The organism is Mycobacterium sp. E3247 (assembly GCF_001667785.1).
Classification (GTDB): Bacteria; Actinomycetota; Actinomycetes; order Mycobacteriales; family Mycobacteriaceae; genus Mycobacterium.
The window spans coordinates 13,561-26,746 of record NZ_LZJG01000204.1; the positions used below are offsets into that span (position 1 = coordinate 13,561).

Consider the following 13,186-nt stretch of genomic DNA (forward strand, 5'->3'; position numbering starts at 1 on the left):
TTCCGTTGCGCGAAAGCGAACGGTTTCCCGTTCGCTACATGGATGTTTTACACGTGTGGGTCCGTGGTATGCGACCCGCATGTTCTCGAAATTAACCCTCGCGAAAAGACTGGTAGTGGGCGGGGCTGCGGCCGCGGCAATCGCGGTCGCGCCGATCGCCATGACCGACTCCCACGCCTCGGCGCCTGCGCCGTCCGCGGCGCCCACGCACGTGGTGTTCAAGGACGACCCGGGCGGTGGTGGCTGTGACGCCAACGGCAACTGCGGTTCCGGCGGCCAGTTCAGCGGCCCCGGCGGCGGTCCCGGCGGCCAGGGCTGCGTCCCGGGCGTGGGCTGCGGCTCCGGCGGCCAGAACGCGGGACCCGGCGGGATCCCCGGCGGTCAGGGCTGCCTGCCCGGCGTCGGCTGCGGTTCCGGCCACGCCTGATCCGTTCGACTGATCAATCCGATCCGCGCGGCTCCCGGAGCCTGGCGATCCAGGCCCGGGAGTCCGCGGGGTCGATGACGTCGTCAAGTTCGAAAGTGGTGGCCGCCCGGAGCGCCTTGCCGTGCTCGTAGGCCGCCGCCACCAGCTTGTCGAACAGCTCCTGGCGCTGCACCGGGTCCGCCTCGGCCGCCAGCTCCTTGCTGAAGCCGAGGCGCACGGCGCCCTCGAGTCCCATCCCGCCGATCTCCCCCGTGGGCCAGGCGACGGTGAACTGCGGGGCGCGGAACGAACCGCCGGCCATGGCCATGGCGCCGAGCCCATATCCCTTGCGCAGGATGATCATGCCGACCGGCACGGTCAGCCGCGCTCCCAGTACGAACATTCGCCCGAACCGCCGGACCGCGGCCTGGGTCTCCGCGTCGGGACCGACCATGAAGCCCGGGGTGTCGCACAGCGAAATGACCGGCAGCCGGAACGATTCGCAGAGGGCGAGGAAGTCGCCGGCCTTGTCGGCCGCCTCGGCATCGATGGCGCCGCCGAGGTGGTGCGTGCTGTTGGCGATCAGCCCGTAGGGCTCCCCTTCGACGCGGACGAGCGCGGTGACGATCCCAACGCCGTAGTCGGGCCGCAGCTCCAACGCGGAGCCGGTGTCGACGATCGCCTCGATCGCCCGGTGGACGTCGTAGGCGCGTAACCGATTCTGCAGCACCACATGACGGGCCAGGCGTGGGTCCGGTGCCGCCCAGTCGTCCAGTGCGCCCTGGAAATAGGACAGATATTGCTTGGCCAGCGAGACCGCGTGCGCCTCGTCGCGGGCGACCAGGCTGACCACGCCGTTGCGCCGCTGCACGCCGATCGGCCCGATCGCCTCGGGCGGGTAGACCCCGAGCCCGCCGCCCTCGATCATGGCCGGGCCGCCCATCCCTATGTTGGCGTCCGGCGTCGCGATGATGACGTCGCACACCCCGGCCAGCGCGGCGTTGCCGGCGAAGCACCGGCCCGACACGATGGATATCAGCGGGACCCGGCCGCTCAGCGCCGCGAGCATCCGGAAGGTCGGCACGTCCAGCCCCGCGGCGCCGCCGACGTCGGTGTCGCCCGGCCGCCCGCCGCCGCCCTCGGCAAACAGCACCACCGGCAACCCTTTTCGGGCGGCCAGGTCGAACGCTCGGTCGGTCTTCGCGTGGTTGCGCATGCCCTGCGTGCCGGCCAGCACGGTGTAGTCGTAGGACACCACGACGGCCTCGGCGGCCGCTCGCCCGAAACGGTCCGCGCCGATGGTGGCGAGGCCGGCGACCAGGCCGTCGGCCGGCGTGTTGGCGATCAGGTCCTCCTCCGAGCGCCGGCTGCGCTGCGCCGCGATCGCCAGCGCGCCGTATTCGACGAAGCTGTCGGGGTCGATCAGATCGGCGATGTTCTCCCGGGCGGTGCGACGGCCTTGCTTGTGCCGCTTGGCCACCGCCGCCTCGCGCCCCTCGTCCCGGGTGAGCAGATGCCTCCCGCGCACCTCGTCGAGGTCGGCGCGCGTCCGGTCCAGATCCGTTGTGGCCATTGACGAATCGCCGCCCGCAGCGGCGCCGGTACGGGTGAAGACCAGTAACGGGTCGCCGGTTCCGACGACCTGCCCCGGGGTCACCAGGTTGCGCATGGTCCGCAGCGCATCCGGGGCGACGAGCACGTGCTGCATCTTCATCGCCTCGAGGACGACGAGCTGGCTGCCCGCGCCGTATTCGGCGTCCTCGCGCGCCACCTCGACGACGGTGCCGGCCAGCTGCGCGCGCAGCACGTCCTCGCCGGGGTAGAGCTCGACCGGCGCGGCGCGGACGTCGTGCTGGTGCCACGACGCCGCCGCCAGCTCGGGTAGCTTCTGGTCGACGAAAACAGTGCTCACGCAGCCGGATTCCACGGCAGGGTCACTCAGCAACTCGCGCAGGAAGTCGATGTTGGTGCGGACGCCCTCGATGGCGAACTCGGCCAGGGCGGTCCGGGTCTTGCGCAACGCGGCCCCGGGTGACGCCCCGCGCACGTGGGTCACCACCTTCGCCAGCAGCGAGTCGTAATGCGGGTTGACGACCAGTCCCACCCGGCCGTAGGTGTCGACCCGGATCCCCGGCCCGCTCGGTGGAGAGAAGGCGGTGAGCGTGCCGGCGGAGGGGACAACCGAGAGGTCGGCGGCGAAGGTCTCCGCGTTGACCCGCGCCTGGATCGCCAAGCCGCGGTGCGCTGCGGGCTCGCCGATGACTTCGGTGCCGTCGGAGGCGATTCCGGCCGGCAGCCCGAGCTGGTAGAAGGAGGCGCCCCCGGCGATGTCCAGCTGGACGGCCACCAGGTCGATCCCCGTCGTCTCCTCGGTGACCGTGTGCTCCACCTGGATTCTCGGGTTGACCTCCAGGAATACGAAGTCCTCACCGGTAACCAGGAATTCGACCGTGGCCAGCCCACGCAGCGCGACACGCGCGCACAGTAGGGCCGCGGCCTGGTGCAGGGCGCGGCGCAGGCGATCCGAAATCCCTTGGGCAGGCGCCATTTCGACGAGTTTCTGGTAGCGCCGCTGGATGCTGCAGTCGCGGTCGCCGAGTGCGAGCGCGCGGGTCTGGTGCCCCGCCGGGGCGGCGATCACCTGGACCTCGATGTGCCGGGCACCGTCGAGCAGCGCCTCGGCGAACAGCGCCGGGTCGCCGAAGCCGAGTCGCGCCTCCGCGGCGCACTGGCGGTAGGCGTCGCCGATCTGATCGGCGCTGCACACCGTGCGCATCCCGCGTCCACCGCCGCCGGCGAGGGCCTTGATCATGATGGCGCCGCCCTGGGCGGCGAAGAACGCCTCGACGTCCGCCACGCTGCTCGGCCCGTCGGTGGCGGGCAACACCGGCACCCCGGCGGCCACGGCGGCGGCGCGGGCGGCGGCCTTGTTGCCGACCAGCTCGAGTGCGTCGGCGTCCGGCCCCACAAACGCGTACCCTGCGCCGACGCAGGCGCGGGCGAATTCGGCGTTTTCACTGAGGAATCCGTAGCCCGGGTGGACCAGCTGTGCGCCCGAGCTCTTGGCCGCGGCCAGCAGTGCGGGCGGGTCCAGGTAGGCTCGCGGTCCGGCGCCGGGCAGGCCGATCGCCTCGTCGGCGGCATGCACGTGCGGGCTCTCGGCATCGTCCTCGGCGTAGACCGCGGCCGTCCGCATGCCCAATTCGGTTGCGGTGCGGACGATTCGGAGCGCAATCTCGCCGCGGTTGGCGACCAACACGGTCGCACTCATCGCAGCTGCTCCCCCCACCGCACCTGCTCACGGAGTTTGCCTTTGAGCAGCTTGCCGCCGGCGTTGCGTGGCAGCGCGTGAGCGACCACGGCGACGTACTGCGGCACCTTGAAGTCGGCGAGCTGCGAGCGACAGTGGTCGAGCACCGCCGGTACGTCGATCTCGTCCGCGCCGCCGAAGAGCACCGCCCCCACCTTCTCGCCCATGACGTCGTCGGGAACCCCGAGCACGCACGCGTCGGCGACGTGGGGCGCCGCCAGGAGCACGGCTTCGACCTCGACGCTGGAGACGTTCTCACCGCCGCGGTTGATGATGTCCTTGAGCCGGTCGACGATGTGTATCCGACCGGCGTCGTCGACCCGCACCACGTCGCCGGTGTGCAGCCAGCCGTCCACGATGGTGGCCGCGGTGGCCTCCGGCCGGTCCCAGTAGCCGGCGGTCACGTTGGCGCCGCGCACCACCAGCTCGCCGACTCCCGGCTCGTCGCCGCCGAACGGAACCAGGCCCAGGTCGACGGACGGGACCGCGTACCCGACCGAGTCGGCGTGCTCGACCGCGTCGCGGCTCGGCAGCACGGTCATCAGCGATGCCGTCTCGGTCATGCCGTAGCCGTTGAACACCGTGGCCCGGGGGAAGGCGTTCTTCACCGCCCGCACCAACGCCGGGGCGATCGGGGCGCCGCCGTACCCGACCCAGCGGACCCCGGAGACGTCGACGTCGGCGAAGCTGTTGTGCCGCAACATCAATGCGTAGATCGCCGGGACGGTGACCATGACCGAAATGCGCTCGGCGCTCAGCGTGGCGATCAGCCCGTCCAGGTCGAGGGCGGGCATGATCACCGACGCCCCACCCAGGCGGGTGGCCGCCAACAGTTGCGAGTTGCACCCGGTCACGTGGAAGAGTGGCACGGAGATCAGCGTGCGCATCGCTTCGCCGAGATCGCGAGGCTGGTCGAGGCAGCGAATCGCGTTCTCGGTGTTGGTCAGGAAGGCCTCGTGGGTGGTCGGCACCCCCTTGGGGTGGCCGGTGGTCCCCGAGGTATAGAACAGCGCGGCCACGTCGGCGGGACCGACTTGCTCGGTCACGTACGGCCGCCCTTCGGGCAGGGGTGCGTCGGCCGCCAGGTCCAGCGTCGCCCCCGAGTCGGAGAGGACGAAGTCGACTTCAGGTTGCGCCGAGCGCGTATTGACCGCCACCGCGACGCCGCCGGCCATCACCGTGCCCCAGAACGCCAGCACCCAGTCGATGCCCGCGGGGTGCCGCACCGCGACGCGGTCGCCGGGCCGCAGTCCGGCCGCGCGCAACCCGCCGGCCACCCGCGCCGCGGAGTCCCACAACTGGCGGTAGGTCAGTCGCCCGGCGCCGAGTTCGACCACCGCCTCGCTGTCCGGGCGCCGCTCGACCTGGTCGACGAGCATGTCGAGCAGGGTGGCCGGGAGATCGTCGTAGCGCGGGATGCCGTCGGCACCGCGAGTCACGCCGGTCGTGGGGAACGGGTTGTTGTCCCGGGAAATGTCGAGGACCGCTCCCCGCTGCGTCACGTCTCGACCTCCGTCACAAAGAACAGTTGCGTCCGCTGTGAGCGTAGTGGGCCGCCCCGTCCCTGAGCTCGAAACGGTGCTGCCGGATCAGCGCGGTGATCCCGGCGGCGAACCGGACAGACCGTCCGCGATCCCCCGGTCTATGTCGTGTTGTTGAACCGGGCCGCCTGAAGGCGTGTCCGGGCAGCTGCAGCCGAGAGTGCCGAAGACGCCGCGGTCGGCATGGACCGGTGTCCCGACACCGCAGCCCAGCGCCAGGACGGCGGTGAGCACTATCTCGGCGATCACGTCGCGGCCCCTCCTCACCCGGCGGCTACCCGCCCCATACATAAGCGGACGAGCATGCGCACTAACGGGTTCCACTGACGAGATCGGGGGTGCGCTCGTCGGCCGCCTCGGCCGCCTCGGCCGCCTCCGAGCGCAGCAGCATCCCGTTGAGGGCGAGAAACGTCAGGACCGCCCCGGAGCCGGCCATCATCGGCGGCAGCACCAGCAAACACAGCTCCGACAAGCCCAATCCGGTCAGACGGACTCCTGCCAGCAAAACGGCCGCGTCGAAGGCGAGGAGTTCGGCGAGGTGGACAACGGACCTCACCAGATACCGGCCGCCGACGGCACGGATACTGGCCGAAGATGCGGTGGTCGTCGTCATGACCCCAGGCTCGCGCGCCACCGGGTCGGTGTCGTCGGTGCTGACACCCGTCTCGCGGGACCGCCAGCCTGACCGCGGCGATACCCGCTGGCTGCAATTACGCTCGGGACTGCCGGTGCGGATCATACGAGAGGATCGGGTCGGGTGGAGCCGGAGAAGCCGGGCAAGCGGGTCGTCGTCGCCGACGACGACGTGCTGTTGCGGGAGGGATTGGCCAGCCTGCTGACCCGGTCCGGTTACCGCGTCGTCGGTCAGGCCGGTGACGCCGCGAGCCTTCTCGAACTGGTCCGCCGGGAAAAGCCGGAGCTGGCGATCGTCGACATCCGGATGCCGCCGACGGGCACCACCGAAGGACTCGACGCCGCGATGACAATCCGCGAGGAGCTGCCGCCGGTCGGGCTGGTGATCTTGTCCGCGCACGTGGACGTCGAGCCGGCGATGCGGCTCCTGGCCAGCGGCCGCGGCGTCGGTTACCTGCTGAAGACGCGGGTCACCGATGTCGACGACTTCCTGGACACGCTGGGCCGCATCGCCGGCGGCGCATGTGTGGTCGATCCGGCTCTGGTCCAGGAGTTGGTTGAATCGCGCACGCGCAACGACCCGCTGGCCGCGCTGAGCCCACGGGAGTTGGAGGTCCTCGCCCTGATGGCGGAAGGGCGCTCGAACGCCGGCATCGCCCGCCGCCTGTGGGTCACCGAGGGCACCGTCGAGAAGCACGTCCGCAGCATCATGACCAAACTGGAGCTGCGCGAGACCCCGGACGATCACCGACGGGTTCGTGCGGTCGTCACCTTCCTGAAGGCCCGCTGACCGGTGCCGAAAGCCAAGTCGCAGGCCCTGTCTCGCCTGGGCTGGCGGTTGCTGTCGCGCGACCCACTGCCCACGCCGCTGGGGATCGCGGTCGCGACCGCCTGCATCGGCGTGGAGACCGCCGTCATGCTGCTGCTCAAGACGCTCGCCGAGGACAACGCCTTCGGCGTCCTCTACCTGATCGGGGTGCTGATCGTCGCTACCGGCTGGGGCCCCGGACTGGCCGCCGCCACCGCGGCGCTCAGCGCGCTCGCTTTCGACTACTTTCGTGGCTGGCCGGACAGCACGATGGTGCCGAGCCAGCCTCAGGACTGGACGGCATTGCTGGTCTTCGTCGTCGTCGGACTGGTGGCAAACGCCCTGGCGCGCACCGCACGGGCCCACGCCGCAGACGCCGAACAGCGGCGGCGAGACGCCGAGGCGAGCCGCGACGAGCTCGGTGTGCTGGCCGAGCAACAAGCCGCGCTTCGCCGGGTTGCCACTCTGGTCGCGCGCGGAGTCCGCCCATCCGACGTCTTCCCGGCGGTCGCCCACGAGCTGGCGAGATCGCTCGGAGTCGCCAACGCTTCGCTTTGGCGCTACGAGAACGACGGCACCGCAACGCTTGTCGCGGCCCGTGACGACCCCGTGCAGGTGGCGCAGATGCCCGTCGGCAGCCGCTGGTCCCTGGGCGGGCAGAACATCGGCGCCATGGTGGCCGATTCCGGTCAGCCCGCTCGAATGGACAGTCACGACACGGCGATTGGCGACGTGGCGGCGCTGATTCGCCGTCTCGGATTGCGCAGCGGCGTGGGCGCACCCATCGTGGTCGAGGGCAGGCTGTGGGGTGTCGCCGTCGTCGGCTCCGCCGCGGAGCCGCTGCCGCCCGATACCGAACAGCGGATCGGCGAGTTCAGCGAGCTGGTCGCGGCCGCCATTGCCAATGCGGAAGCGCACGCGGCGCTCACGGCGTCGCGAGCGCGGATCGTCACGGCCGCCGACGATGCCCGGCGCCGCCTGGAGCGCGATCTGCACGACGGGGCGCAACAGCGGCTGGTATCGCTTGCGCTGCAACTGCGCTCGATCGAGGCCGGCGTCCCGCCCGAACTGGGTTCGCTGAAGAACGAGATCTCGGCGGCCGTCACGGGTCTGAGCGCGGCGTCGGCCGATCTCCAGGAGCTCGCCCGGGGCATTCATCCGGCGATCTTGTCCAGAGGAGGGCTCGGTCCGGCGCTCGAGGCGCTCGCCCGCCGCTGCCCCATTCCGGTCACCGTTCGCCTGGCGCTGGAAGAACAGATTCCCGAGTCGGTCGAAGTCGCGGCGTACTACGTTGTGGCGGAAGCACTTACCAACGCGACCCGACACGCGCGCGCCTCACTGATCGACGTCGACGCCCGGACCGACGAGGCGGAGCTGATGGTCGCCATCCGCGACGACGGGGTCGGTGGAGCGGACAGCCGCAACGGATCCGGGCTCCTCGGCTTGCTTGACCGGGTCGAGGCGCTCGGGGGCCGCCTCGACATTGCCAGTCCGCCCGGTGGCGGCACCGCGCTGCAGGTCGCGATACCCACCCGCGCGTGACACCGCGCGGCTTTGGCCACACGGTGTCCTATCGTCATAGCGGTGACGACTGATCCCGCCGGTGTGCCCGAGGCCTTCTTCACCGTCGACGGTGACTCGTATGTTCCGGGCCCGCTGACCCGGGGACCATGGGGCGCCGCGATGGGCGGCCAGAACGTCGGTGGCCTGTTGGGTTGGGGCATAGAGCAATCCGGCGTCGAGCCCGACTTCCAGCCGGCCCGTCTCACGGTCGACCTGCTGCGTCCGGCGTTGCTCGAACCCGTGCAGATCCGCACCTCGGTGCAGCGGGAGGGCCGGCGGATCAAGCTCGTTGACGGCGCGCTGGTGCAGAACGGCAACACCGTCGCGCGGGCCAGCGCGCTGTTCCTGCGGCGGGGGGATCATCCCGACGGGACGGTGTGGTCGGCGCCCCTGGCCATGCCGCCGCTGCCTGCCGACTCCGAGGCCATTCCCACCGACATGCCGTTTCTGATCTGGGGATACGGGGCCACCACCGCGGGCAGCCCGGGCATCGCGGCCGGCGAGTGGGAACAGTCGCATTCCCGGAAGTTCGCCTGGACGCGGATCTTTCGCCCGATGGTGCAGGGCTATCCCCTGACCCCATTCACCCGACTGGCTTTCGTCGGTGACATCACAAGTTCGCTGACCCATTGGGGCACCAGCGGATTGCGCTACATCAACGCCGACTACACGGTCACCGCCAGCCGCCTGCCCGACGGTGAGTACCTGGGTCTGGCCGCGCAAAGCCATTACGGCACGGCCGGCGTGGCCACCGGCGCCGCCACCCTGTTCGACCGGCACGGCCCGATCGGCACCAGCTCCGCGCTGGCCCTGGCCCAACCGGCCGAGGCGTTCAATCCGCCCCACACCTAGACCATCAGCTAGGCCGTCAGCTAGTCCATCAGCTGGGCGGCGACCGTCGCGCCAAGTTCCCAGCAGGCCCGCAGGTCGTCCTTGTCCGGCTTGCCCGAAACCACCACGGTCTCTGCGGCTTTCGTCCAGCCCAGGCCTGTGGTGATCGACATGACACCGCGCTCGGCGCCCTCGGTGCCCTCGTTGCCGTGCAAGTACAGGCCGAACGGGCGCCCGCGCGTCGAGTCGAGCAGCTGATAGTAGGAGCAGTCGAACGCGTGCTTGAGCGCCCCGCTCATGTAGCCCAGGTTGGCGGGGCTGCCCAGCAGGTAGCCGTCGGCGCTCAGCATCTCGGCCGGCGACACGGTCAGCGCCGGCCGGCGGACGACCTCGACATCCTCGATCTCGGGATCGGTGGCGCCGTTGACGACCGCCTCGAACATCTCGTGGCAGTGCGGCGACGGCGTGTGGTGGACGATCAGCAGCGTCTTGCTCATGGGCGGCCCTGCAATTCGAGCGCCGTCTTCATGGCCGCCCGCGCCCGGCGGCGGTCCCCCGCGTAGTCGTAGGCGCGCGCCAGCCGGTACCAGCGCCGCCAATCGTCGGGATGGTCTTCGACTTCGGTGCGTACCGTGGCGAACAGCGCGTCGGCGGCGTCCCGCTCTATGCGGCCCGACGCCCGTCGCGGCAGCCCGCTGGTGTCGAGCTCCATGCCGTCGGCCGCGATCAGGCGGGCGAGCTTCTGGTGCGCGAACCCGTTGCGAAGCGTCGCCACCATCGCCCACAGCCCGATCAGGGGCATGACCATCACCGCGAGCCCCAGCCCCACGGCGGCCGCCCGGCCCGAGGCGATCATCGCGACGGCCATCCGCCCCAGCAGCACGAAGTACGCCAGCATCGCGACGCACAGGAGCGCGATGAGCAACTGGGTGCGCAGGGTGGCGTTCATGTTCACTGCAGGTCGAGCAGGGGCTCGAGCCCCACGGTGAGGCCGGGCCGTTCTTGGACGCGCCGCACGGCCAGCAACACGCCCGGCACGAAGGAGGTGCGGTCCAGGCTGTCGTGGCGGATGGTGAGGGTCTCCCCCTCGGTGCCGAACAGGATCTCCTGGTGGGCGACCAGCCCGGCCAGCCGCACCGAGTGCACCGGGATGCCGTCGACGTCGGCGCCGCGCGCACCCGGCAGGCCGGTACTGGTGGCATCCGGGTTGGGCGGCAGGCCTTTTCGCGCTTCGGCGATCAGCTTGGCAGTGCGCGCGGCGGTACCGGACGGGGCGTCGGCCTTGTGCGGGTGGTGCAGCTCGATCACCTCCACGGACTCGAAGAAGCGCGCCGCCTGCTTGGCGAAGTGCATCGACAGCACCGCGCCGATCGCGAAGTTGGGCGCGATCAGCACCGAGGTGCCGGGGCTTTTCGCCAGCCACGCCTCGACCTGCTGCAGGCGTTCGGCGGTGAAGCCGGTGGTGCCGACGACGGCGTGAATTCCGTTGCCGATCAGGAACTCCAGGTTGCCCATCACCACGTCGGGGTGGGTGAAGTCGATGACCACCTCGGTGTCGGAGTCGGTGAACAGGCCGAGCGGGTCGCCGGCGTCCACCTCCGCGGACAGGGTCAGGTCGTCGGCGGCCTGTACGCCCGCCACCATCGCCGAACCGACCTTGCCCTTAGCTCCCAAGACGCCTACCCGCATGGGCTTCACCCTAGACCGCTTGGTTTTGTCCACAGTTGGATGCTTATCCACAGCCAGCGCATTCGGGGGTGTCGGCGTCGGCGCTGGCCGATACTATTCGAACATGAGTTCGATCGACATGCCGGCGGACACGGCCGCCGAATTGGACGCGCTTGACGCGGCCGTGGCAGCGATCGCCCAACGAAATCTCGACGCCCTGCCGCCCGCGGTCCGACTGCGGGCGCTGGAGCGGAGGGAGACAGCACTACGCCGCCAGGTCGCGGCCAACCACGATGCGATCGCCGGCCTGGCGAAGGAGGACCCTGCCCACGTCGGCGGCCCCGTACACAAGGTGGTCGCCGACTGGCTGCGGATCAGCCCTGCCGAGGCGGCCCGCCGGCTTCGGGACGCCAGACAGCTGTCCCCGCGGCTGACCCTCACCGGCCAGGCGCTGCCGCCGGAGTTGCCGGCCACCGCCCGGGCGTGGCGTGACGGCATGCTCGACGGTCAGCACCTGCGGGTGATCCAGACGTTCGTCCGCGACCTGCCCGGCGAGACGCCGGTCGACACTGTGCAGAAGGCCGAGCGATTCCTGGCCCAGCAGGCGGTGAGCTTGCGTCCCGACCAGCTGGAAAAGGTCGCGCACCGGTGCGCGCTGCGGATCAACCCGGACGGCAATTTCTCCGACGCCGACCGCGCGCGGCAGCGCGGCTTCGCCTGGACCGGGCAGCGCCTCGACGGAACGAGCGGCGGGAGACTAGTCGCGTCCCCGGAACTGCGCGCCAACCTCGATGCCTGGCTGGCGCGGTTCGCCGCGCCCGGCATGTGCAACCCGGACGACGAAACGCACTGTGTCGAAGGCGAACCCAGCGACGAGTCGGCGAGCGGCGACCTGCGCAGCCACGCGCAACGCCAGCACGACGCCCTGAATGCCTTGGTGCGCGGCCGGCTGGGCGATCCGAAACTGGGATCCCACAACGGATTACCGGTCACCGTTATCGTCTCCACCACGCTGCAGGAGCTGACGGCCGGCACCGGGCGGGCGGTCACCGGCGGAGGGACGGTGCTGCCGATGCGCGACGTGCTCCGGATGGCCCGCCACGCCTACCACTATCTGGCGGTGTTCGATGAGCACTCGGGCCGCCCGCTGTATCTCGGCCGGACGCGGCGAATCGCCACGCCGGATCAGCGCATGGTGCTGTACGCGAAGGACCGCGGCTGCACGCATCCTGGCTGCGCCGCGCCGGGCTACTGGTGCGAGGTCCACCATCTCGACGAGTGGGCCGGCGGCGGATTGACCGACGCCGACAAGCTCACCTTCGCCTGCGCGCAGCACCACAAGCTGATCGACAAGGGCTGGCGGACAAGGAAACTCCCGAACGGACGCACCGAATGGATTCCGCCGCCGCGCTTGGGCCACGGCCCGGGCAGCAACGACTACCACCACCCGGAACGCCTCTTCGAGGAAGAGCGTGACGACGACGTCCCTTAGGGCGGCTGCGCCCCGTCGGCAGCCGATGCCCAGGGATCCGTGGCGACCAGATGGGTGCTATGCAGCGCGGCCGCCCGATGTACGTGAGCGCGCTCGTAGTACTCGGGGTTCGTCGCCATGGACACGAACGCCGCCCGCGACGGGTAGCGGACGACGACGATGGCGTCCCAGAACGGACGGTCGAGGTCGCCGGCGACGACGTGGCTGGCGTCTCCCGCGTAGACGAGCGTGGCGCCCACCGATTCGAGGAACGGCTGAACCTCCTTGGCGTAGCGCTGGTAGTGCGCCGCTCCGTCTTGCTTGAACTGCAGGAGGTTGATCATGACCACGGGGCTGTCGTTGTCCGACGCCGCGGCCACCAGCGTGGCCAGCTGGCCTTCATTCGGTTCGATCGCGGTGGCCATCATGCGTTCCAGCTCGTCAGGTCGCGAGCGGCGATGTCGTTCGCGGCGCAGTAGGCGTTGTAGCGCTCCACCGAAGTCTTGTGGTTCTCCTGCCACAGGATGGTCTTGCTCTCGTCGAGGAAGAGCAGCTCACCGACCAGGAAGAAGAACACCTCGGTGTCCTCCAGGCTCTGCGGCGTGTGCGAGGAGCCCGCGACCTCGTAGACGGTGTCGCCCGCGCGGGAGATCCAGTCGTTCTCCTTGTACCGCCATGCGCCGCTGACGGTGTGGCCGACCACGATGCCGGTGTGGTAGTGCGGCGGAAGCTCAAGTCCGGCAGGGAATTTCATCGACACGATGATCTCGGCCCGCACCGGGTCGACCTTCCAGTACTTCAGGAGAACCTGGTCGGACAGCGGGGCGAAGGGAATCCACGGGTTTTCGGCGCCGTCGATGTAATTGACGTCGAGCTCTGGCAGGGTCTGCATTCCAACTGCTCCTTGAGAGGATTGTTTGCTACCGCAGCGCGGCTGGAGCAAAACATAGGAGCG

At 70.2% G+C, this 13,186-nt stretch carries 14 protein-coding genes; 5 read left to right on the forward strand and 9 right to left on the reverse strand.

Annotated elements, in window-relative coordinates; genetic code table 11:
- Positions 1 to 79: 79 nt before the first annotated feature.
- Complete coding sequence (locus A9X04_RS10730; protein ID WP_067920154.1) at positions 80 to 427, forward strand: PE-PGRS family protein; 348 nt, start codon at positions 80 to 82, stop codon at positions 425 to 427.
- Between the two features lie 13 nt (positions 428 to 440).
- Here the strand turns inward: A9X04_RS10730 and A9X04_RS10735 are convergent, their stop codons facing one another.
- From A9X04_RS10735 to A9X04_RS10745, 4 genes are all read right to left on the reverse strand, one after another.
- Positions 441 to 3,677 carry a carboxyl transferase domain-containing protein gene (locus A9X04_RS10735; RefSeq protein WP_067920105.1) on the reverse strand — a complete coding sequence of 1,079 codons (3,237 nt, stop codon included), beginning with the start codon at positions 3,675 to 3,677 and terminating at the stop codon, positions 441 to 443.
- Complete coding sequence (locus A9X04_RS10740) at positions 3,674 to 5,218, reverse strand: class I adenylate-forming enzyme family protein (protein WP_067920107.1); 1,545 nt, start codon at positions 5,216 to 5,218, stop codon at positions 3,674 to 3,676. The genes A9X04_RS10735 and A9X04_RS10740 overlap by 4 nt, the downstream gene beginning before the upstream one ends.
- An 87-nt stretch (positions 5,219 to 5,305) precedes the next feature.
- Entirely contained in the window at positions 5,306 to 5,506 is a 201-nt protein-coding gene (locus tag A9X04_RS30350; protein WP_142393452.1) for a hypothetical protein, read from the reverse strand.
- Between the two features lie 61 nt (positions 5,507 to 5,567).
- Complete coding sequence (locus A9X04_RS10745) at positions 5,568 to 5,870, reverse strand: hypothetical protein (RefSeq protein ID WP_156764309.1); 303 nt, start codon at positions 5,868 to 5,870, stop codon at positions 5,568 to 5,570.
- Positions 5,871 to 6,014: 144 nt separating this feature from the next.
- On the opposite strand from A9X04_RS10745, the gene A9X04_RS10750 reads away from it, so the two are divergent.
- Genes A9X04_RS10750 through A9X04_RS10760 form a run of 3 tightly spaced genes read left to right on the forward strand, consistent with a single transcriptional unit; the run spans position 6,015 to position 9,113 of the window.
- Positions 6,015 to 6,680, forward strand: coding sequence for a response regulator transcription factor (locus tag A9X04_RS10750; protein ID WP_067920111.1), 666 nt, complete (start codon positions 6,015 to 6,017; stop codon positions 6,678 to 6,680).
- A 3-nt stretch (positions 6,681 to 6,683) separates the two neighbouring features.
- Complete coding sequence (locus tag A9X04_RS10755; RefSeq protein ID WP_082974926.1) at positions 6,684 to 8,240, forward strand: GAF domain-containing sensor histidine kinase; 1,557 nt, start codon at positions 6,684 to 6,686, stop codon at positions 8,238 to 8,240.
- A 42-nt stretch (positions 8,241 to 8,282) separates the two neighbouring features.
- On the forward strand, positions 8,283 to 9,113 hold the full coding sequence (locus A9X04_RS10760) for a thioesterase family protein (RefSeq protein WP_067920113.1): 831 nt from the start codon (positions 8,283 to 8,285) through the stop codon (positions 9,111 to 9,113).
- Between the two features lie 20 nt (positions 9,114 to 9,133).
- Here the strand turns inward: A9X04_RS10760 and A9X04_RS10765 are convergent, their stop codons facing one another.
- Genes A9X04_RS10765 through dapB form a run of 3 tightly spaced genes read right to left on the reverse strand, consistent with a single transcriptional unit; the run spans position 9,134 to position 10,781 of the window.
- Positions 9,134 to 9,589, reverse strand: coding sequence for a flavodoxin family protein (locus A9X04_RS10765; RefSeq protein ID WP_067920115.1), 456 nt, complete (start codon positions 9,587 to 9,589; stop codon positions 9,134 to 9,136).
- Complete coding sequence (locus A9X04_RS10770; protein WP_067920116.1) at positions 9,586 to 10,041, reverse strand: hypothetical protein; 456 nt, start codon at positions 10,039 to 10,041, stop codon at positions 9,586 to 9,588. Before A9X04_RS10770 ends, A9X04_RS10765 begins: the two co-directional genes overlap by 4 nt.
- 2 nt (positions 10,042 to 10,043) lie before the next feature.
- The gene (dapB, locus tag A9X04_RS10775) at positions 10,044 to 10,781 is read right to left on the reverse strand and encodes a 4-hydroxy-tetrahydrodipicolinate reductase (RefSeq protein WP_067920118.1); all 738 of its coding nucleotides are present in this window, start codon (positions 10,779 to 10,781) and stop codon (positions 10,044 to 10,046) included.
- A 103-nt stretch (positions 10,782 to 10,884) separates the two neighbouring features.
- Here dapB and A9X04_RS10780 point away from each other — a divergent pair, with 103 nt between their 5' ends.
- Complete coding sequence (locus A9X04_RS10780; RefSeq protein WP_067920119.1) at positions 10,885 to 12,252, forward strand: HNH endonuclease signature motif containing protein; 1,368 nt, start codon at positions 10,885 to 10,887, stop codon at positions 12,250 to 12,252.
- Here A9X04_RS10780 and A9X04_RS10785 read toward each other — a convergent pair.
- Positions 12,249 to 12,659 carry a DUF1330 domain-containing protein gene (locus tag A9X04_RS10785; protein WP_231985702.1) on the reverse strand — a complete coding sequence of 137 codons (411 nt, stop codon included), beginning with the start codon at positions 12,657 to 12,659 and terminating at the stop codon, positions 12,249 to 12,251. The genes A9X04_RS10780 and A9X04_RS10785 overlap by 4 nt on opposite strands.
- Positions 12,656 to 13,123, reverse strand: coding sequence for a 2,4'-dihydroxyacetophenone dioxygenase family protein (locus A9X04_RS10790; RefSeq protein WP_067920123.1), 468 nt, complete (start codon positions 13,121 to 13,123; stop codon positions 12,656 to 12,658). Before A9X04_RS10790 ends, A9X04_RS10785 begins: the two co-directional genes overlap by 4 nt.
- Positions 13,124 to 13,186 lie beyond the last annotated feature (63 nt).